This is a genomic window from Paenibacillus sp. B-A-8 (genome assembly GCF_048572915.1).
Taxonomy (GTDB): domain Bacteria; phylum Bacillota; class Bacilli; order Paenibacillales; family Paenibacillaceae; genus Paenibacillus_AQ.
The window spans coordinates 4,570,642-4,591,159 of the sequence record NZ_CP183882.1 but is presented as its reverse complement, the minus strand read 5'-3'; the positions used below and the strand labels follow the sequence as shown (position 1 = coordinate 4,591,159).

Genomic DNA, 20,518 nt, shown 5'->3' with positions numbered 1-20,518 from the left:
GGAAGAGTAATGGACAAACATCAGCTGCCTGATTTGATTATAAACGGGGTAAGTGGTGGGGCCGGAGGTACTTACAACAACGTAAACATGGATGGTGTAGGTAAAGTAGTGGGGCCGATTGTGGCACGAATGTTTAAAGGAAATGGGCATATGAATTTGAATGATGATCTCACAGCAGCAGAAGCAGAGTGCAACGGGGTCATTAAAGTGATAGGCAATTTGCAATTTGGCACCCTAAAGGTGGATGGGGTTCTTACTGTAGGTAAGAGTTTTCGAGGTGAAAGCTGCACCCTTAACGGAATGATGACAATCAAAGGGGATTGTGAACTTGAGGATTTCGTAGGTGAAGGAAGCTTTAATGTTGGTGGTTTACTCAGTGCTGGTCATGCGGACTTCAAACTGCAGAGTCAGGCGAAGGCTAATGAAATTGGTGTGGAGAGCCTAGTGATACGGCAAGTAAATAATGGGTTTTGGAGTAAGATGTTCAGTGGAATCATCCCTAAACTTCGACCGGAGCTATGTACTCGAACGATCGAGGGAGATTTTATAGATATAGAATATACAACTGCGGATATCATCAGAGGGAATATTGTTATTATTGGCCCAGGCTGTACACTCGGACGGGTAGAGTATCGCGAACAAATTACGGTGCATCCTGAAGCGAAGGTTGGAAAGGTGGAGAAGGTCGGTGAATGATAATCTGAAAATAATTGGAACGACGTCTTCAGCCGGGGGTTCTTTCAAAGATGTTAAGATCACTGGAGAATGCAAATTCGCCGGAGATGTGAATTGCGAGAAGATGAGTCTGACTGGAAATGCCAATATTGCTGGAAATCTGCATATGAAGCAAATGAAAATCACTGGTGAAATTGCGCTAGAGGGTGGTCTTGAAGGAGATTCCTTGCGTGGACAGGGGGAAATAAAAGCAGCCTCTGTAAAAATCGATAAGCTTCATCTCTACGGAAATCTGGATGTGAAGGGTGATTGTGAAGGGGAAAAATTGCAAATTTCCGGTGCCTTAAGCGTAGCTGGATTACTTAGTGCGGAGCATTTGGAGATTAAATTGTTTGGTCCAAGTAGTGCGAAGGAGGTTGGGGGCAGTATCTTAACCATTAAGAAGAGTAAAACTGGGAGACTGCTTCATATGATGAAGCCAACTTCGAAAATACTGTTTGAAGCAGGGCTAATCGAGGGCGATGCTATTGATCTGGTCAATACAAGGGCTAGTATGGTAAGGGGAGAACGTGTAATCATTGGCCCGGACTGTGAAATAGAAACGGTGGAGTTCCGAGATACACTAGAAGTTCATAAGCACGCAACAGTGAAGCATCAAGTGAAGATTTAAAGATAATTTTATAGTTATTTTTTGAGAAAAAGAGGAGTGGAGCATATGAGTGCTGCCAAATCGCCCAATCTGGGCATTGTTATCGCAGGTCTCCTATTAGGAATTCTGATGGCTTCCATGGACAGCACTATAGTTGCTACAGCGATGGGGAATATTGTTGGAGAGCTTGGCGGAATGGACAAATTTGTCTGGGTCACATCAGCCTATCTCGTAGCCGAGATGGCGGGTATGCCCATTTTCGGCAAGCTCTCTGATATGTATGGACGCAAGAAGTTTTTTATTTTTGGAATTATCGTATTTATGGTAGGTTCGGCTCTCTGTGGAACGGCTGATACAATTACTCAGTTAGCTGCGTACCGGGCTATTCAGGGAATTGGCGGGGGCGCGCTGGTGCCGATTGCCTTTGCAATCATGTTTGATGCTGTACCTCTGGAGACCCGGGGGAAGCTTGGCGGGGCCTTCGGTGCAGTATTTGGATTGTCGAGTATATTTGGTCCATTGCTGGGTGCATATATTACCGATCATATTGCTTGGCAGTGGGTATTTTATATTAACTTGCCCCTTGGCCTGTTGGCTTTTGCGATGGTTGTATTCTTTTATAAAGAATCCCATGAGCATTCTAAACAGCCTATTGACTGGTTGGGAGCAGGTACGCTGCTAGGTTCAGTTATTTGCTTAATGTTTGCGCTGGAACTAGGCGGGAAAGAGTATGCTTGGAATTCGTCCATGATTCTTGGTTTATTTGCAGCCTTTGTGATCCTTGCAGCGCTGTTTCTTTTTGTGGAGACTAGAGCGAAAGAACCGATCATTTCCTTTGCTTTGTTCAAAAAAAGATTATACGCAGTGAGCATTATCTGTGCTCTGTTTAGCGGTGCAGCTTTTATTGTGGCTTCCGTATATATTCCGATCTTTATTCAAGGGGTATTAGGTGGATCAGCTACAAATTCGGGACTGGTGCTGCTGCCAATGATGGTTGGCTCCGTGGTTACAGCTACGATTGGCGGATTTCTGATGTCAAAAACCAGTTACCGCAGCCTGCTCATTCCTACATTCGCACTTCTGGTGATCGGTACTGGTCTTGTAGCGACACTTACGCCGGAGGCTTCGCGATTGCTGGTTACATTGTATATGATCTTAATTGGACTAGGGATTGGTGCTTCATTCTCAGTGCTAAGTACGGCATCCATTCATGGATTAACCGCACAGCAACGTGGTTCGGCCAGCGCAACGCTGAATTTCATTCGTTCATTGGGTATGACCATAGGCATTACCACCTTTGGTATCATTCAAAGTCATTATTTCTCCGGCAGTCTTACCAAGCTACTCTCGGCTAGTGGAGGAGGAGCGGCTCCTGCGGGAGCTATGGATTTTAAAGACCCGCATGCCTTGCTTTCACCGGAGACTAGGGCGCTAATTCCACCTGAGATTCTGGGTAAGATTACTGCAGGGTTATCGTCTTCCATAGTAAATACTTTTGCTTGGGCGGTGATTCCCGCAGCGTTAGCATTATTGGCTTCGTTTTATATGGGACGTCAGAAGATGGATGCCTCTGCGGAGGGGGATGTCCGGGCGTCTGGGCATTAGGCTATCGTGATGCAGTACGGACTTCAGTATGCGTACAGTGGGTATTTGGTGTTAACAAACTAGGGTTTTAAAGTAATGCAGCAGCAACCTATCGGGGGCTGCTTTTTTTTGTTGACACGGAGAGCGAACATGGTGGAAATGCTGAAAGAGGGAGAGTCTGAGGCAAGGGAAGGTGCTGATGAAATCACGATATGGCTCTTATTGGTATGAATTGGCTCGTATTTTGTCCCACAGGGCAGGTAGAAAATGGTCGATTGTGCTGCGAATTTGGTTCACTAGCATCTGACGGTTCTCCAGAGAGGACGTTCTGTGCTCTATCTCGCCAGAAGCTCAGGTTCTGATATTCTGAAAGCGTAATCAAAATCTGGATATAGGAGATTCCGATATGGGGGTACCTGCTGGCGAACTGCTTCCCAGCGTAGATCCGGTTCATCGATCCCGCTGGAAGATGAAGAACAAACATAAATTGTTCTTCATGGCTTTTCCATTTCTTGTTGTCACCTTTATTTTCTATTATCTGCCGATCAGCGGATGGATTTATGCCTTTTATGATTTCATTCCCGGAATACCTTTGTCAGATACGCCGTATGTCGGGCTGAAATGGTTTAAGACGATTGTATCCAATCCGACACAAACCGCAGAGGTTCTACGCGTGCTGAAGAACACACTTGCCATGAGTTCACTTGGATTAATTACGTCCATATTTCCAGTGTTCTTTGCCATTATGTTGACCGAGATTAAGTCAGGCTGGTATCGCAAGATGGTGCAGACGCTAACCACGATCCCGAACTTTATCAGCTGGATTCTGGTATATGCATTGGCATTCTCGTTGTTCTCAGTAGATAACGGTGTCATCACTCACATTCTGGTGCAGCTTGGAATAGTGGATGAAGGCTATAATTTACTAGCTTCCAGCTCAAATATCTGGGTCACGATGATCCTTTGGTACTGGTGGAAATCGTTAGGCTGGGGAGCCATTCTTTATCTTGCTGCAATTGCTGGCATTGATCAGGAATTGTATGAAGCTGTTGAGGTGGATGGTGCAAGTCGGTTCCGCAAAATCTGGCATATTACCATTCCAGGTCTGATCCCAACCTTTTTTGTACTGCTGCTGTTATCCATAGGTAACCTAGTCAATAACGGTATGGAGCAATATTTTGCCTTTCAAAATGCTATGAATAAAGATTCCATTGAGGTGCTGGATCTTTATGTATACAATATTGCGTTTGCTAATAACTTTCCTTTTGCCACAGCCGTCAGCATGTTGAAATCGGTTGTCAGTGTAATTCTACTGTTCGCAGCCAACACATTATCTAAGATGGTGCGTGACGAATCTATCATTTAAGTCAGGGGTGATCCCATTTGAGAAAGAAAAAACTAACAACTGGAGAACTTATCTTCCAGATAATTATCTATACGCTCTTTGGATTGTTCACCCTGTCATGCATCTATCCATTCTACTACTTGTTTATCAACACGATCAGCTCGAACGATCTTAGCGCAGCAGGGTATATCAAATTTTATCCAAGACAGATTCATTTCGATAACTATAGCAAGGTTCTAAAAATTAGCGGTCTAGGACATGCGGCAACAGTCTCTGTATATAGAACAGTTGTCGGGACGCTACTTACTGTAGGGTCGTCAGCTTTTTTAGGTTACTTGTTCACTAAAAAGGAAATGTGGGGCCGGAGTATTTGGTACCGCAGTGTTGTAGTTACGATGTATTTTAGCGCAGGTCTAATTCCTTGGTATATCACAATGCATAATTTGCATCTGACCAATAATTATCTGGCTTATATTTTGCCTACGATTATTACGCCATTCAATATTATTCTAGTCAAAACCTTCGTTGAAGCCATTCCACCTTCACTTGAGGAGTCGGCATCTATGGATGGTGCGGGTTACATGCGAGTGTTCTGGAGTATTATTGTACCGCTTACGACGCCAATTTTAGCTACGATTACGATTTTCTCCGCAGTGAATCAGTGGAACTCCTTCATTGATACGGCGTTTTTGATGACAGATACGAAGTACTATACGCTCCAGTTCTTGTTATGGCGTTATTTGAACGAGTCCAGCTCGCTCGCTGCTCTAATCCGCAGTTCACCTGATATGGCCGCTGGTGTAGCGAATATGCAGACTCCAACCTCGGTACGGATGACCGTGACCATGATCGTCGTATTGCCGATTTTAATCGTGTATCCGTTCTTCCAACGCTTTTTCGTCAAAGGAATTATGATCGGTGCGGTTAAGGGCTAATGAGTTACCGGATCGTTAATGAAATGGGGTTTTCCTCTGCTACAAGCAGAGTTGAACTATAAGTGAAGATACGAAAGGGAGGGTATAAAGCAATGAGACTAAGAAGAGCATCGCTTGTCATGCTATCCGTAATCCTGGTCTTCGTTCTGGCAGCATGTGGCGGGGGGAATAATACGGCTAACTCGGGCAAAAACACTAGTACAGAGAAGCCCACGTCCGCTGCCACAAATGCGCCGGCGGAAGAAACAGCAGCACCAGATGATGGAGCACTTGATCATTCCAAGCCGCTGAAGCTGACCGTATTCTCTACAACGGCTAACTATGCGGGGCCACAAACTGGATGGTTCGCCAAAATCATCAAAGATAAGTTCAACATTGAGATGGACATTGTAGCTTCAAATCTAACAGGTGGAGATACCAAAATTTCTGCAATGATGGCATCTGGTGATCTTGGAGATATTATTATTTTCGGTGATGACAAGAACCATTATCCAAATGCGATCAAAGGAAAGCTGCTCTTAGACTGGACACAAGACGGACTTCTGGACAAATACGGAAAAGATATTTCTAGCACTTTCCCAAAAGCTATTGAGAAAGCAAAGGTAGCTTTTGGCGGTGGATCATCAGTCTTTGGCATGGGAAACAGCGTAGCTTCTAACCCATCCGGACCTTCTGAAGGAAAAGATATGACTTGGGGTCCAGACCTGCGCTGGGATCTTTATCAACAAATCGGAGCACCTGAAATTTCAAAGATTGAAGATTATCTTCCAGTCCTGAAAAAAATGCAAGAGCTTGAGCCAAAGAATGAGCAAGGTAAGAAAACCTATGCCTTCTCGATGTGGTCTGACTGGGATGGCAACTATAAAATGACACTGGCTAAACAGTTTGCAAACATGATGGGCTATGATGAAATTCCTGACACTGCTGTGTATGTTAAAGCAGACGAAGAAAAGTATTATGACTTCTTATCCGAAGATAGCTGGTATATGAAATCGCTCAAGCTGTATTTTGAAGCTAACCAAATGGGTCTGGTGGATCCAGATTCTATGACTCAAAAATTCGACGATGTTGTAGCGAAATACAAAGATGGCCGTCTGTTGTTCTCCTGGTTCCCATGGCTTGGAGCCGCTAACTACAATACACCGGAAAGAACAGCTGAAGGTAAAGGTTTTGCATTAGTTCCATTTAAGGATGAGCTGATGTACTCTACAGGCTTCAATGTTTACGGTGGTAACGGTATTATAGCAATCGGCGCAAAAGCTAAGGAACCAGCAAGAATTATGGAATTCATTAACTGGATGTACACCCCGGAAGGTGCAATGATCTCTGCAGGAAGCGGGACTGCTGTACCAAACGGACCTAAGGGGCTGACTTGGGATATAGATGGAAGCGGTAAACCTGTCGTGACTGATTTTGGTTGGAAGGCTTACGCGGATCAACAGAATACGCAAGTGCCTGCAGAATATGGCGGCGGTGACTACTACTACGGCTCCAATCAAATGAACTTCTCTTTTGTAGTACCAGCGATGGTGAATCCAGAGAACAAAGAGCCATATGATCACAATCTATGGACGACAACCCTGCAACGTAATCCGTCTAAGCTTGATAGTGATTGGAGAGCGAAGATGGGCGTTCTGACACCTAAGGAGTATTTTGAGAAAAATAATCTGCTGGCTGTAGCTCCACAAGGCTTCACTGGCAAAGAGCCATTGATGATGGATAAAACACTGGAGCAAAAGAACAAACAAATCGGTACGGTCATTCAACAAATTTCTTGGAAAATGGTTTTTGCTAAAGATCAAGCTGAATATGACAAATTGAATAAAGAAATGCATGATAAGGTGAATGGTCTTGGCTATTCCGAGGTGATGGATTTCTCTATTAAAAAAGCTGAGGAACTATTCGAGGCTCGCAAAAGCGTGAAATAAGGTTCGATTATAAATAGGGCGGGGCGGCGTGGAGGCTGTTCTGCCCTATTCTATTCAATTAAGGATAAATGTGGTATTCTCACATTAATAAATAAAACGCTTACAGGAAGAGAGAAGAGGATCATTCGGATGGTAAGAGTACTTCAGCGTAATCATACCCCAGCTGTCAAATCCTTACGTAATACTCTATTCATCTATCTAGTTATCGGAACGCTACTTCCGCTTCTCTTAGTAGGATTCGTAACCTACACCTCTATTTACTCTATCCTTTCAGGGAAAATTGGCAATGGTATAAGTGCAAGCCTGAAACAGGAAGCCTCAAGTTTGGAGAATGCCATCGACAATATGGATTTTGCTTCTAAACAGTTTGCGCTGGATGGTCAGATTGTGGAGGAAATGTCCTCTTTTATTCAAGAAAAGCAAATTTATCGCAAATCGCAAATGATGAACTCCATCAATCAGAAAATCAACCTCGTCAATTTTACGAATCCCTATATTGGACTTACAGCTTACATTATGCCTAGCAGTGATGATCCGGTTCTGTTCACCAATATGAGTGCGCGCAGAAATTTCGATATCAGTACTTTACCTTCTTTTATGCGATATAACGGGGCGGATTACTACGGGCCGCATTCTACGATGTATGCCGTCGGAGATAATCTCGTATTCTCGGAGCAGCGCATTGTACGCGTACCAGGTGAACATAAGTTATATATTTATTTAGAGACGAATTACAGTCTGCTTCGCAAAATATTTAATCAGGAATCTTACGGGATGAAGGTAAATCATATCCTTGTGAATCAACAGGGCACTAACACCTATGAAATTGACGGAAAATTGCCCCAAGGAATTATCAAAGCTGCAGGAAGCAGCTCCAATCTCTCACATGAGACGCTTACCGGATATCATCTGTTTCGATATGCTAGTCCGCAGGGCTGGAAGCTTATTGCCGTAGTTAAAAAGTCTGAATTCAACAGTGAAATTTATTCCTGGTTCTATAAAATGATCCTGCTTGCGTTCTCGACTCTACTCTTTGCCGGAGTTCTGGCTTGGATGATTTGGAAAAAGATTTATGGCCCATTGCGCAAGGTTAACCTTGAAATTAATCGAATGGCAGAAAATGTTACCTCTCCGGTTGCCTACACGAACGTGGAAGAGTTTGATTTCGTACTTAGTAACTTCCAGCAGATGAAGAAACAGGTGAATGAGCTGATTGTTGCGGTAGCCCATAATGAGAAGCAGAAAAGCCAATTCGAGATTGAAAAGCTGCTCAGCCAGATCAATCCGCACTTTTTGCACAACACATTGAATACGGTGCAGTGGATGGCAAGGCTCAACGGTCAAAAGGAGATCGACAAGCTGGTTACTCTCCTTGTAAAGGTGCTGCATTATAATCTGGGCAAGCAAAGCATCATTGTTACCCTTGGAGAGGAAATTGAAGCGATCCGAAATTATATGGAGCTGCAGCGCATCCGTTATGACTATGAATTCGAATTTAACGTGGAGGCAGATGAGGATGTATTGTCTGTAGCAGTCCCCAGATTCTTACTTCAACCTCTCGTAGAGAACTCTATTTATCATGGACTAAGCGATAATGGCAGGGTAGATGTCTTAATTACAGAGCATGGCGAAGGAGAAGTTAAGCTATGTGTAAGAGACAACGGGGCTGGTATGGATGCGGATACGTTAGACCAGCTGCTGTCAGAGGACGGAGCCAAGAAACGGGGACTCGGAATCGGATTCTCGTACGTGAACCGGATGCTTAGAACCTACTATGGAGAGCAGATGAAGCTAGAGATGTACAGCAAGCTAGGGGAAGGTACGGTTGTATCTATCGTGATTCCGAGGAAAGGTAAGGAGGACTTCGATGATTAAGGCTGTAGTGGTTGATGACGAGAGACTTGTGCGGAAAGGCTTCATATCTCTAATCGATTGGTCGTCCTTAGGGGTTGTAATTGTCGGTGAGGCAGGAGATGGCAAATCTGCCCTGGAGCTACTTCAACAGCAGGATGTGGATCTGCTATTTGTAGATTTGACTATGCCTGGTATTTCTGGATTCGAGCTAATTAAACTAGTGAGGCAGCGTTTCGCAGGCATTCGCTGTGTTGTGCTTACTTGCCATCATGAGTTTGACTATGTGCAGGAGGCCATGCGTTTAGGAGCTGTTGATTATATTGTCAAAACTCTGTTAGAGATGGAAAATGCGGATGAGACTATACGTCGGCTCGTTGATCGGATCAAATGGGAGGACAACACACGGGATGCCTTGGTTCATGGTGAAGGTAAACGGATGGCCGCTGACAAGGCGCTGCTCTATTTACCATTAAACAATCACTGTAATGAAGAAGAGTTATTTCACCTATCCTTTGTGAAGAATAATCCGTTGATCACCTTTCATGAGATGTGGATGTCACCTCTGCTTCAACGTTTCTCAGAAGAAGAAGGTAAGCGGGAGCTTAAAAGCCAGCTTTCTGGGAGATGGCAGATCGCGCTTATCAGTGGGATAAGAGATCAGTCGTTACAGGAATTGGAGGAGCAACTCACAACGAAGCTACGGCATATGCTATTTTATCATTCTGGAGCTGAGGAACTGACCTCTCTGAATTATGAGGAACTAAAGAAGGAAATATCGGGCACCAATTTAATACATGATGAAGCGGATCTATTCGAGCAAGCTCAAAATCTCAAGTGGACGATTGATGGAAACGAATGGGACCATTTTGTATCGAACATACGCTTGCAGAAGCCCCGTTCTGATAGATATCTAACGTTCGCACATTCTCTTTTGCAAAGATGGAGTGCTTTACTCTTGAAGCCTGAAGATGCTGTTCAATTGGAACGGGACATTTCACTTAACTTGAACTGGTGCCATTGGAAGACCTGGCTGCGCAGATTCTCTGATCATGTGGGACGGAGAATGCTCGAGCTAGGATTGACTAAAGAGGTGATGTCCTGCCTAATTCGCGCAGTTCGTTATATGCAGAGCCATGCAGGTGACAAAATCAATCAGAGCGACGTAGCGGCTGAAATTAATATGAGTCGTGGTTATTTCAGTCAATGTTTCGCTCGTTTTGCCGGAGAGACATTTGGTGAATGTTTACGGGGAATGCGGCTTGAGTTGGCTAAATCATTGCTGCTGGAGACCTCGCTACCCGTCTGTGAGGTTGCTTCAAGGTCTGGCTTTGAGGATGACCGTTATTTCAGTAGGCTGTTCAGGGAACGCATTGGTAAACTACCGAGCGAATATCGTGCGGAGGGGAAAGGCCAATGATGAAATTTTGGAGATCCATCCTCCTTCTTATAGTGATCATCGGACTGACATCCTGCCGTGACCAGAGCATACCAGTGGATTCTGGCAGAAGTCCTCAGGGAGAGGTCGAAGATACTTCTATCGCATATAGCAAATATGAAGATCCGATCGTGATCCGGGTAGGATTTAAGGTTCCAGATTCCAGGTTAAATACAGGTGACAGCAACGATAACAATCCAATCACCCGTTATTTGGAGAGTATTACGAATATCAAGGTAGTTCACTCTTGGGAGGCAAAGGGTGAAGATGCTTTTAATCAAAAAGCACAGCTTGCGATCGATAGCAATGATTTGCCAGATGCGATGGTTGTAGATCGAGATCAATTGAAGAAGCTCATTGATAATGACATGATAGAGGACCTTACAGAGACCTACAAAGTATACGGCTCTGAGTTAATTAAAGATATGTACAATTCTACGAAGGGAGAAGCATTAGAAGATGCTTCACGTGATGGTAAATTATACGGATTACCGAATGTAGCGATTGATGCGGATTCTCCTGTTCTGCTCTGGGTACGTCAGGATTGGCTGGAGAAGCTGGAGCTGCAACCCCCTCAGACCTTTGAAGACATCGAGAAAATTGCTCAGGCTTTTATTGAAAAAGATCCTGACGGGAACGGGAAAAGAGATACTGTAGGATTAAGCGGCTACAAAAATATCGTATATGGAACTAAGCCATTAGTTAATGGTCTGGATGCTGTTTTTAGTGCATTTCATGCTTACCCGACGAATTGGATCAAGGATAGCAACGGTAAAATTGTGTACGGCTCTATTACACCAGAGACCAAACAAGCACTTGCTAAACTGGCGGATTGGTATAAACGTGGGTTGCTAGACCCGGATTTTGCTCTGTATAAAGAAACTCAGGAGCCTATAATCACTGGGAAATCAGGCATGTTTTTTGGCCCATGGTGGATGCCTTATTATCCATTGTCAGAGGCTGTAGCTTTGGACACGAAGGCAGAATGGAGAGCGTATGCAGCTCCACTAGATGATTCCGGCAAGTTTGTTGCTCACTTGGCTCCAGTTACGGATCGTTATCTAGTTGTACGTAAAGGATTTGAACACCCAGAAGCCATTATGAAGCAGTTGAATGTGTTTACAAGACTTGAGAGAAGGCAAGACCCAAATACAGAAGAAGTTAAGAAGCTGGATGATTTCTCTGCACAAACAGGAATTCAGCTGCGTGCTTATTATCCGTTTGACCTTCTAATTGATTATTCGGATGCGATAGAAAAACATTATGCAGATATTCAGCAAGCTCTACATGGAAAAATAGACCCGGATACATTAAATCCAGATACCCGACTCATCTATGATCAATGGGTGGAGGACACTGAACAACCTAAAAAAGATCTAGAAGGCTGGAAAGCAGCGAACGCGTATAAATACGGAGTTGCCGTCTTAACCTCAACTGCTATTGAGGGAGTGCGAGGGGTCTTTTATGGAAACACACAACTAATGAAAAGCAAATGGGCGGAACTTCAAAATCTAGAAAGTGAGACATTTTTGAATATCATTGTGGGCGATTCACCCCTTAGTGACTTTGATGTTTTTGTAGAGAAATGGAAGAGCCTCGGTGGGGAAGAGATTACGAAAGAAGTTGCTGAGACTGTAAAGGTGAAGTGAGTACGGAAAAAGAAGCAGCTATCCCATTAGTAGCATTCACTACTTTTGTGACAGCTGCTTTTTTGTTCCTACTCTTCGTCAGTGCTGATCTTTTGAAGTAAGTAACGAAGCTGTTCTACTTCCTCATTTGTTAATTTGCCAACGAGACTTTTATTGTAATCATCTAAAATAGACTGAAGGATAGGTGAGAAATTAATTGCCTTAGGAGTTGGATATAATAGGTGAGAGCGTCGATCATTAGGATCTGGTTTACGTTCAATGTATCCCGAATTCTCTAATTGCTTTACGGAACGAGCGGTGGTTGCTTTATCGAATTTCAATTCAGAAGTTAATTGATCTTGTGTAATCCCTGGTTTGGCAAGAATCAATTTGAGAAAGCTGTGTTGCCCGCCGCTACCTATTCCATAGGGCATGAATTTTTTTACCAATTGCTTTTGATTTTGACGATGAAAATAGGAAATTAATTTACCTATAGGCTCTTTTTCCAAGATATAGACACCTCTTTGGGTTTAGTTCGCGTATTTACTACTCTGAGACAAAGTGTACAATAAAGTCGTTGCGTGCGCAACTAATTTGATGTACACTGGGTATGCAAGTTTTGTTGCGTGCGCAACTAAACGTTGATTATACATTCAATGAGGTGTTAGTTATGAGTTCTATTAGCGCAACCTATCAGGAAGACAAGGAAATTCAGAAGAAACGCTGGATAATATTAATTGTCCTGAATATTTTCACCTTTATGTCCACGCTTGATGGTAGTATTGTCAACATCGCTTTACCTGAATTATCGAAACAATTGAAGCTGCCTATGGCACAAATCGAATGGGTAACCACAGGTTATTTGATGGCGATCTGTGCAGCGATTCTTTTCTTCGGGAAGCTTGGAGATATTGTTGGGAAGATTCGAATCTTTAAGATTGGGACGGTTGTTTTTGTTATTGGTTCTATGCTGTGTGGATTCAGTTTAAGTTTACCTGCTTTGCTTGCTTCGCGCGTTATTCAGGCTATCGGAGCTTCGATGACAATGGCGAACAGCCAAGGAATAGTTACGGATATTTTTCCTGCTAATGAGCGGGGGAAAGCCCTTGGTTTCATAGGTACATTCGTGTCACTGGGAAGTATAGCTGGCCCTAGTTTAGGTGGGATTATGGTCTCGACATTAGGGTGGGAGTATATCTTTTGGGTGAACATTCCAATTGGAGTGATTGCTATCCTGTTAGGATGGAAGGTACTGCCTAAGGATTTAACTAGAACGAAATCTACAATTGACGTTCCTGGCAGTTTGCTCTTCGCAATTTTTATTATAAGTTTGTTTGCGGGATTATTATTGGGACAGCAGCTCGGTTATGGCGACAGTTTAATTGTGACTTCACTAATCGTAGCTGTAATCAGCTTTATTGCGTTCTTGTGGACGGAGCTTCGAAGAAAAGAACCGCTGCTGCAACTGTCATTATTTAAGAATCCATTGTTTTCATTAAGTATTTTGTGTGGGTTTCTCGTATTTACAGCGAACTTTTGCTTTAACATTATCGCACCATTTTATGCACAGAATATGCTGAATCTATCGCCCTTTGAAGCGGGATTCCTGTTGATGCTGTTACCGATATGTATGGTAGTCGTTGCACCAATAAGCGGTGCTTTATCGGATAAAATCGGCTCTGAATTTCTAACTTTTGCAGGGCTGGTGGTCATGGTTATTGCTCAGTTTGGATTAGCAGAGCTTCATGAAGGAAGCTCTGTTGTGCTGGTAGGCGTGTGGATCGCTATGCTAGGAATAGGCAGTGGTCTATTTCAATCGCCGAATAATTCACTTGTTATGTCTAAGGTGCCTAGAACTCAGCTTGGTTCCGCGGGCAGCGTCAATTCGTTGGTTCGTAATGTGGGTATGGTTGTCGGTATTACGATCGCTACGACGATACTCTTTCATGTGATGAGCAGTGAAGCAGGTTATCGGGTAACAGGTCTAGTTCCGGGTCGACCAGAGTTGTTTATCAGTGGCATGCATGTAGTGTTCATGACTTCAGCATCCATATGCTTTGTGGCTGCATTGCTAACGGGGTGGAGAATGATAAGTGCAAGAAGCGCCAGAATGCAGACTTCGGAAAGATAATAAGGAATAAAGAAGAAGATCCTTCTGACGCTACGGCGTGGAAGGATCTTCTTTGTGATGATATTGAAGAGCATTCTTAACGGCTTGTAAGTATTGATACCGGTAATGATCATCCGGCTCTAAATAGGCACCCTCAGCCCACTCGTTCCAGGCGTTTATATAAATAAAATCACTTTTGAACATCTTTTTGGTCCTCTCAATTTGTCGTGACAGGTATTGGCCGAATTTGTGAGGATTTGCACCCAAAGTACTTTGTCCGGCGGCACCTTTGCGTGGTGTATTATCCCAGTTCACAAATGCTCCCGGATATATAATTTCTCCGTCTCTATGAGGTGTCCGCTCTAACATGGATTCCCATAATTCATCGTAATCAATGACGATATGCTTCTGGTCCTCCACCTGCTTGGAGCTCCACAAATGCTTTACACCGCCATGTGCGAATGTGTAGTGAGGTTCAAATTCTAGACTGGCATCGAACCCGTGCTCTGTCTTTAGAGGGAATCCGCCCAGTGTCCTGATCAGATGAAGACCCTTAAGACCGTTTTGCTGAGCTAAATCACGCCAGCATTGAAGCATTTCATCACAGCGAGGGATGCTGGAGGATCTGTAGATAATAAATACCGGTTTGCCATCTACGCAAATATATCGTTCATCTTTGAACGCCTCCAACAGAGCATAAAAATGCATCCGCCAATCCCGTTCTTCTCCATATTCCTGTGGCATCAAGACATCTTCTTCGGTACCATCCCAGCTTCGCGTCCAAGGTTCGTTAGCCCAAGACAGGCAAAAGGGGAAGTCTGGCTCTTTGCTGGTAAGAATCTGCTGAACCGGTTGTTCCAGTAGTCGCCTCCCATTGAACCAATAGTGATAATAACAAAAACCGTAAATGCCATGAGCCCTTGCAGTCTCAGCCTGCCATTGTTTCACTTTAGGGTCCGTTAAATCGTAGTAGTTATTATTTAAAGGTTTTTTCGGCTGATGATGTTCAGGATAAAGGGCTGTAGCCTTCCTGACATTTGTCCATTCTGTAAATCCCTCCCCCCACCAGGAATCGTTCTCTGATATCTGATGAAACTGAGGTAATACAAAAGCAATGCATTTCAAGTCAGGTCACCCCCTATGGTTCCGTGAATATTTTTTTGAGCAGCAGCTTTCCTTGTTGAAGATAAGAATAGTTGTACTTCACTTCCTTTAGTGCACGTGACGCAGAAATTCTTCTTTCATCGCTATGAGTAATATAGTAATTGAAGCTCTCAGAGAGCTCTTTAAAGCTCTGGAAACGAATGAGATCTTCTTCTGTGATTTGGTAACCCTGAAGATGGGGATGATCTTCCACTAACTGAAATACACCACAAGCAGAAACCTCCATAATCTTCTGTACAGAACCTGTGCAATTGATGATGATCCGTGCGCCATTATAATAGTTAGACATATCTTTCTCATGGCTAATGTCTATGAAATTTTTGATGGGCTCCCACCCGCTACCGACGGTTAATACCTTGAGGCCATGAAATAGTTCAGAATGAGCTAAGGTATGCAGAACACTATTCATTTGAAAATGGCCGAGGATGAGTACGTCACTGTGGTATTGGTTCTCCACACGTCTTGGATAATAGAGATCCGTGTCTGGAGCATAAGGGAGATAGCTCGAATGTTTTTCGCGTAAACCCTGATAATAGATTAGATTAGCTATGTTCTGTGTAAAAATATAATCGAATAACAGTGCCAGATTACGTTCTGTTCGGGTAAGGCAGGTCGCGTCTGCCATCCATACGGCCTTTGGAGCTTTAGAAGCCTTAAGGGCAGGGATGTTCTCCTCAGGGAACAGGGTCTCTGATCCCAAGGCAAGTATCAGATCAGGCTGATATTGGGTTAAATATTCTTCTAGATTGTGATGTAACTTAATGGCAAGCACTTCTTTAACCAGATGCCTTAGCTGATCTTTAAAAAGTCGTACATTAGGCATTTTATTACTTATCTCTGAAGGGACCAGAAGCAATACTCTTAATTGCTTTAGTTCCCGTTTTAGGGGTTCCGCTCTATAAGAGTTCATCTCAAGAATGAGATTAGGCGGTTGCGATGGATGAACATGGCTGATGGTGACGTTGTGAGTTGAGGGCCTTTGAGGAGTGAGCCTATTAGCTGTCTTCTTCATAATTCCTCCTGTATTCCTTGGAGCCAGTTATTCGCTCTAGCACCTAGTCTTGCTAAACATTATATGTGTAGGAGGATCATTTGACTTTAGGTATAAGACCATTAATAAGAATCTCGTAGGAAAAAGCGGATTTAGTGAAAGATGTATATCTATCTATGACTGAGTTGGCTTGTTTAACATAAGATATACTATATAACCTGAAAGGGATGATCGCCTTGCCAACCTTTGATAATGTTCTAGTTACAGGAAGTCAGACCATTCAAAATGATCTGCATGTTAACGGAAATGAAACTATCGATTCAAATCTGCATTTGAATGGTAGTCAGACTATAATGGGTAGCCTTAATGTGAACGGTAGTGAGTCTATACTTGGTCATTTGGGGGTAACCGGTGAAATTAGCGGTGCTGGCACCATTAAAACTGCTACACGTTTGATTGCTGTGAATCAGGCGTTGACACCAGTAGCAGCACCTACAAGCCTTCAACAGGTCAGATATTTCGCTGTGGGAGTTGCAGGACAGACAGGACTTGTGCTGAAAGGCACGGATGGAAATGACTATGTATTATTTATCGATCTAACCGGTGGAACACCTAATATTGGGATCCAGCGAGCATAAATCTGATCACATGAATATCTTCAAGCTCTGAACAATAAAAAAACAGCAAGTCGCCTAGGTGCAAATAGGGACTTGCTGTTTGATGTTTCTATTAGTTCTTAAAGCTGTGAATTGGAGCAGGAATCCGTCCGCCCCGGTTAATGAAGTTGGTGCAATTGAAGCCGTTAACTGCCATAACAGGCGCATATCCAAGGAGACCGCCAAATTCTACGATTTCACCTACATCCTTGCCGATGACAGGAATGACGCGAACAGCGGTTGTTTTGTTATTGACCATTCCGATAGCAGCTTCATCGGCGATGATACCAGAGATCGTCTCTTTGGTGGTACTTCCCGGTATAGCAATCATGTCCAAGCCTACTGAACATACACAGGTCATGGCTTCTAGCTTCTCAAGGGTAAGAGCACCACGTTGAACGGCTTGAATCATTCCATGGTCTTCGCTGACCGGAATGAAGGCGCCACTGAGTCCACCGACATAGGAGGAGGCCATAACGCCACCTTTTTTAACATTGTCATTTAGAATGGCCAGAGCGGCTGTTGTGCCTGGTGCGCCGGCTTCTTCCAGACCCATGACTTGAAAGATCTCTGCAATGGAGTCCCCAATTTCTGGTGTTGGAGCCAGAGATAGATCGATAATCCCAAAAGGTACGTTCAACCGTTTGGAAGCTTCCTGAGCAACTAGTTGTCCCACACGCGTAACTTTAAACGCAGTTCGTTTAATCGTTTCACACAAGGTTTCAAAGTCCTGACCTTTAACTTCTTCTAACGCACGCTTAATTACACCTGGTCCGCTGACACCTACATTGATGACACATTCCCGTTCTCCAACACCATGGAAGGCTCCCGCCATAAAAGGATTGTCCTCGACGGCATTGCAGAAGACCACCAGCTTAGCACAGCCGATGGAATCCCGATCCTTGGTGCGTTCCGCTGTTTGAATGATGATATCACCCATTAATTTCACAGCGTCCATATTGATTCCACTTCTAGAGGACCCAACGTTAACGGAGGAGCAGACTCTTTCAGTGACTGCCAGTGCTTCTGGGATGCTGTCGATCAGAATCCGATCACCTTTGGTGCAGCCTTTTTGCACAAGCGCAGAGAAGCCGCCAATAAAGTTAACGCCAACTTCTTTTGCAGCCTTGTCTAAAATTTCAGCAACAGGCACATACGTATCCGTCTTCACAGCTCCAGCAGCGATAGCGATAGGAGTGACAGAAATCCGCTTATTAACAATGGGTACACCGAATTGTCTTTCTAAATCTTCCCCTGTTTTAACGAGCTTCTCGGCGGATCTAGTAATCTTGTCGTATACATTTTGGTTAAAAGTTCTCATATCTGTATGAGCACAATCCATGAGGCTGATCCCCATTGTTATGGTACGCACATCCAGATTCATTTCACGGATCATCTTATTCGTCTCTTGTACTTCTACTAATGATATCATGGTCATCCTCCTAGATGCGGTGCATAATATTAAAAATATCCTCATGCTGAAGCTTGATTTCCACGCCGATTGATTCTCCGATTGAATGTAAATCCTCAACAATATCCTCAAATGCTTTGTTCGCGCTAGAAATGTCTACAATCATCATCATGTTAAAATAATCTTGTACAATCGTCTGGGAAATATCCAGAATGTTCAAATTGTGCTCGGCAAGATATGTACATACCTTAGCAATAATCCCTACTTTGTCTTTCCCTAATACAGTAATAATCCCCTTCATGCTTACAGCCTCCCTTTGTATATGGTGATTACGCCGTGTAAACGGAATGAACCATTCCAATCATTATTACAAATGCTGAAGCAAGCTTCAACCAAAGGTTTTTTGTCAGTTTGATCATTTTTTTATGTAGACCTATGAATTTAAAGAAAATTCGATTGACAGTATATGAAAAATATGATGAAGTGAGAGATTGATACGATACTCTGAAGGAGTAAATATGACTACACAAAAATATAAAGATATGGTTGAAGAGCGGACCAAACAAACCCTCCAGGAATGGTCTGACCTGCCGGAAGTTAAAGAGAAGGACATTTATCGTTTTTTGCATAATTTGAAGGGTACGGCTGGTACTGTTGGGTTAAAAGAAGTTGAACAATTTGCCGATGCAACCTTGCCCTATTTCATGGAAAGCAGTCTAAAGTGCTGGTCTATTGAAGAGTGGGGGGATTATTTGTATCCGCTTATTTCTCTGTTTGACCAAGATGAATCGGTTTCTCTAAGTTCAGTTAAGCAGCTAGACAAAAGAGGGAATGATGAAATACTCCCGCATAATGATATTTTGCTTATTGATGATGATGTTGAATTAGTTGCTTATTTAAAAGAATCATTGGAGAAGCAGAACTATTATGTAAGCATTGCCTTATCTGCTGAACGGGGTCTTAAGATTTTTTATGAAACCAAACCCGATCTGATCCTGCTGGATATTCTTTTACCAGATATCAGTGGAATTGAGGTCTTGAATCAAATTATCGGCAAAGCCAAAAAGGAACGTATTCCAATCATCATTATAAGTGGGGAATACTCCAAAGCGACGCAATTGCATGCCTATAAGCTGGGCGTGATGGACTTTTTATCGAAGCCTGTAGATATTGATATATTCATGGCTCTGATCAAAAACCGTTTTGAGCTGAAAAGGGAATGGCAGGACTCCATCATTGTGGATGAATTAACGGGTGCATTCAATCGAAAACACTTTAATCAAGTGATGAAGCAGCTAATTTGCGATTTTAAGCGTACGGAGCGAGTATTTTCTTTAGCACTGATTGATCTGGACTATTTCAAAAAGATTAATGATACATATGGTCATCTAATCGGAGACGAGGTATTACAGTCCTTATCTGAGCTTGTACAAAGTTCGATCCGTATGGAAGATACCTTTTGCCGTTTTGGTGGAGAAGAGTTTGCTGTGTTCCTGCCAAATACGGATGCGAGCTCTGCATTGACAGTGATACAACGTATACAGGAGCGATTTGCTGCCACCGATTTTTTTGCGAAGAATGAAATCTTTCATGTGACCTTTTCTAGCGGGATATCTGAGGTAACAGAAGCTGAGAATATTGCCGATAAAATTGTAGAGGAAGCAGATCAGGCGCTCTATGCCAGCAAGGATGCTGGAAGGAATCAGACGACGCTTTATAACGACCATTTATTGTCGACTAAAAAGCATTCAGTTCTAAATGTAATTATTGTGGATGATGATGCGTTAATTCGTAGAATCGTGACTCATCAGATTGACACTTGGGAGCCGGAGGATATTGCTGAGGTCAATATCAGCAGTTTTGCGAATGGACTGGATTTTTTACAATCGGATTGGTATTCCATGGATGAGAAGTATATTATCCTGCTGGACGGTGTGATGCCGGATCTTGATGGTGTTGAGGTGCTGGAAAGAATTCGCAAGACATATCCGGAAGTGAATATATTAGTGATTATGCTGACAGGCAGAAATAATCAGGCGGATATTGTACATGCCCTGCAGATGGGCGCCGATGATTATGTAGTAAAGCCAGTCCATATGCCTGAGCTGTTGTCTCGGATGGAACGCTTGGCTCATAGATTCTTGTTCTAAAAC

General features: G+C 43.3%; 18 protein-coding genes. 13 read left to right on the top strand and 5 right to left on the bottom strand.

Going from position 1 to position 20,518, the window contains the following annotated elements; all coding sequences use genetic code 11:
* The first annotated feature begins 9 nt into the window (after window positions 1–9).
* From ACN6MV_RS20620 to ACN6MV_RS20575, 10 genes are all read left to right on the top strand, one after another.
* Window positions 10–696: a hypothetical protein gene (locus tag ACN6MV_RS20620; protein ID WP_419884741.1), complete on the top strand. Its 687-nt coding sequence runs from the start codon at window positions 10–12 to the stop codon at window positions 694–696.
* Window positions 689–1,345 carry a hypothetical protein gene (locus ACN6MV_RS20615; protein WP_076119733.1) on the top strand — a complete coding sequence of 219 codons (657 nt, stop codon included), beginning with the start codon at window positions 689–691 and terminating at the stop codon, window positions 1,343–1,345. Before ACN6MV_RS20620 ends, ACN6MV_RS20615 begins: the two co-directional genes overlap by 8 nt.
* 45 nt (window positions 1,346–1,390) lie before the next feature.
* Window positions 1,391–2,929, top strand: coding sequence for an MDR family MFS transporter (locus tag ACN6MV_RS20610; protein ID WP_339287370.1), 1,539 nt, complete (start codon window positions 1,391–1,393; stop codon window positions 2,927–2,929).
* A 75-nt stretch (window positions 2,930–3,004) separates the two neighbouring features.
* Entirely contained in the window at window positions 3,005–3,139 is a 135-nt protein-coding gene (locus ACN6MV_RS20605) for a hypothetical protein (RefSeq protein ID WP_419884740.1), read from the top strand.
* Window positions 3,140–3,314: 175 nt separating this feature from the next.
* Window positions 3,315–4,274, top strand: coding sequence for an ABC transporter permease (locus tag ACN6MV_RS20600; protein WP_076119731.1), 960 nt, complete (start codon window positions 3,315–3,317; stop codon window positions 4,272–4,274).
* A 17-nt stretch (window positions 4,275–4,291) separates the two neighbouring features.
* Window positions 4,292–5,188: a carbohydrate ABC transporter permease gene (locus ACN6MV_RS20595; RefSeq protein ID WP_042129404.1), complete on the top strand. Its 897-nt coding sequence runs from the start codon at window positions 4,292–4,294 to the stop codon at window positions 5,186–5,188.
* 92 nt (window positions 5,189–5,280) lie between these two features.
* Window positions 5,281–7,116, top strand: a complete 1,836-nt coding sequence (locus ACN6MV_RS20590; protein ID WP_419884739.1) for an ABC transporter substrate-binding protein — start codon at window positions 5,281–5,283, stop codon at window positions 7,114–7,116.
* Window positions 7,117–7,245: 129 nt separating this feature from the next.
* On the top strand, window positions 7,246–8,991 hold the full coding sequence (locus tag ACN6MV_RS20585; protein ID WP_076119730.1) for a sensor histidine kinase: 1,746 nt from the start codon (window positions 7,246–7,248) through the stop codon (window positions 8,989–8,991).
* Entirely contained in the window at window positions 8,984–10,387 is a 1,404-nt protein-coding gene (locus ACN6MV_RS20580) for a response regulator (RefSeq protein WP_339287368.1), read from the top strand. Before ACN6MV_RS20585 ends, ACN6MV_RS20580 begins: the two co-directional genes overlap by 8 nt.
* Window positions 10,384–12,054 (top strand): extracellular solute-binding protein, encoded by a 1,671-nt coding sequence (locus ACN6MV_RS20575; RefSeq protein ID WP_339287367.1) that lies wholly within the window; start codon window positions 10,384–10,386, stop codon window positions 12,052–12,054. The genes ACN6MV_RS20580 and ACN6MV_RS20575 overlap by 4 nt, the downstream gene beginning before the upstream one ends.
* Window positions 12,055–12,122: 68 nt before the next feature.
* Here the strand turns inward: ACN6MV_RS20575 and ACN6MV_RS20570 are convergent, their stop codons facing one another.
* Window positions 12,123–12,542, bottom strand: coding sequence for a MarR family winged helix-turn-helix transcriptional regulator (locus tag ACN6MV_RS20570; protein ID WP_042129398.1), 420 nt, complete (start codon window positions 12,540–12,542; stop codon window positions 12,123–12,125).
* A gap of 161 nt (window positions 12,543–12,703) precedes the next feature.
* Here ACN6MV_RS20570 and ACN6MV_RS20565 point away from each other — a divergent pair, with 161 nt between their 5' ends.
* A complete protein-coding gene (locus ACN6MV_RS20565) occupies window positions 12,704–14,164 on the top strand; it encodes an MFS transporter (protein WP_419884738.1) in 1,461 nt (486 codons plus the stop codon).
* A 30-nt stretch (window positions 14,165–14,194) separates the two neighbouring features.
* On the opposite strand, the gene ACN6MV_RS20560 is transcribed toward ACN6MV_RS20565, so the two are convergent.
* Entirely contained in the window at window positions 14,195–15,268 is a 1,074-nt protein-coding gene (locus ACN6MV_RS20560) for a glycoside hydrolase family 99-like domain-containing protein (RefSeq protein WP_042129394.1), read from the bottom strand.
* Between the two features lie 13 nt (window positions 15,269–15,281).
* Window positions 15,282–16,319, bottom strand: a complete 1,038-nt coding sequence (locus tag ACN6MV_RS20555) for a glycosyltransferase family protein (protein WP_419884737.1) — start codon at window positions 16,317–16,319, stop codon at window positions 15,282–15,284.
* 206 nt (window positions 16,320–16,525) lie between these two features.
* Between ACN6MV_RS20555 and ACN6MV_RS20550 the strand changes: the two genes are divergently transcribed.
* Window positions 16,526–16,936 (top strand): hypothetical protein, encoded by a 411-nt coding sequence (locus tag ACN6MV_RS20550; protein WP_231573830.1) that lies wholly within the window; start codon window positions 16,526–16,528, stop codon window positions 16,934–16,936.
* Between the two features lie 91 nt (window positions 16,937–17,027).
* Here the strand turns inward: ACN6MV_RS20550 and ACN6MV_RS20545 are convergent, their stop codons facing one another.
* Window positions 17,028–18,386 (bottom strand): PFL family protein, encoded by a 1,359-nt coding sequence (locus ACN6MV_RS20545; RefSeq protein WP_419884736.1) that lies wholly within the window; start codon window positions 18,384–18,386, stop codon window positions 17,028–17,030.
* Between the two features lie 10 nt (window positions 18,387–18,396).
* Window positions 18,397–18,666, bottom strand: a complete 270-nt coding sequence (locus tag ACN6MV_RS20540) for an ACT domain-containing protein (protein WP_042129386.1) — start codon at window positions 18,664–18,666, stop codon at window positions 18,397–18,399.
* 217 nt (window positions 18,667–18,883) lie between these two features.
* Here ACN6MV_RS20540 and ACN6MV_RS20535 point away from each other — a divergent pair, with 217 nt between their 5' ends.
* Window positions 18,884–20,515, top strand: coding sequence for a diguanylate cyclase (locus ACN6MV_RS20535; protein ID WP_042129384.1), 1,632 nt, complete (start codon window positions 18,884–18,886; stop codon window positions 20,513–20,515).
* Window positions 20,516–20,518 lie beyond the last annotated feature (3 nt).

Bases quoted from the DNA above. Each gene is read 5' to 3' on its own strand.
- ACN6MV_RS20620 (WP_419884741.1), top strand. From the start codon at position 10: ATGGACAAACATCAGCTGCCTGATTTGATTATAAACGGGGTAAGTGGT.
- ACN6MV_RS20610 (WP_339287370.1), top strand. From the start codon at position 1,391: ATGAGTGCTGCCAAATCGCCCAATCTGGGCATTGTTATCGCAGGTCTC.
- ACN6MV_RS20605 (WP_419884740.1), top strand. From the start codon at position 3,005: ATGCAGCAGCAACCTATCGGGGGCTGCTTTTTTTTGTTGACACGGAGA.
- ACN6MV_RS20600 (WP_076119731.1), top strand. From the start codon at position 3,315: ATGGGGGTACCTGCTGGCGAACTGCTTCCCAGCGTAGATCCGGTTCAT.
- ACN6MV_RS20590 (WP_419884739.1), top strand. From the start codon at position 5,281: ATGAGACTAAGAAGAGCATCGCTTGTCATGCTATCCGTAATCCTGGTC.
- ACN6MV_RS20585 (WP_076119730.1), top strand. From the start codon at position 7,246: ATGGTAAGAGTACTTCAGCGTAATCATACCCCAGCTGTCAAATCCTTA.
- ACN6MV_RS20580 (WP_339287368.1), top strand. From the start codon at position 8,984: ATGATTAAGGCTGTAGTGGTTGATGACGAGAGACTTGTGCGGAAAGGC.
- ACN6MV_RS20575 (WP_339287367.1), top strand. From the start codon at position 10,384: ATGATGAAATTTTGGAGATCCATCCTCCTTCTTATAGTGATCATCGGA.
- ACN6MV_RS20565 (WP_419884738.1), top strand. From the start codon at position 12,704: ATGAGTTCTATTAGCGCAACCTATCAGGAAGACAAGGAAATTCAGAAG.
- ACN6MV_RS20555 (WP_419884737.1), bottom strand. From the start codon at position 16,319: ATGAAGAAGACAGCTAATAGGCTCACTCCTCAAAGGCCCTCAACTCAC.
- ACN6MV_RS20550 (WP_231573830.1), top strand. From the start codon at position 16,526: ATGATCGCCTTGCCAACCTTTGATAATGTTCTAGTTACAGGAAGTCAG.
- ACN6MV_RS20545 (WP_419884736.1), bottom strand. From the start codon at position 18,386: ATGATATCATTAGTAGAAGTACAAGAGACGAATAAGATGATCCGTGAA.
- ACN6MV_RS20540 (WP_042129386.1), bottom strand. From the start codon at position 18,666: ATGAAGGGGATTATTACTGTATTAGGGAAAGACAAAGTAGGGATTATT.
- ACN6MV_RS20535 (WP_042129384.1), top strand. From the start codon at position 18,884: ATGACTACACAAAAATATAAAGATATGGTTGAAGAGCGGACCAAACAA.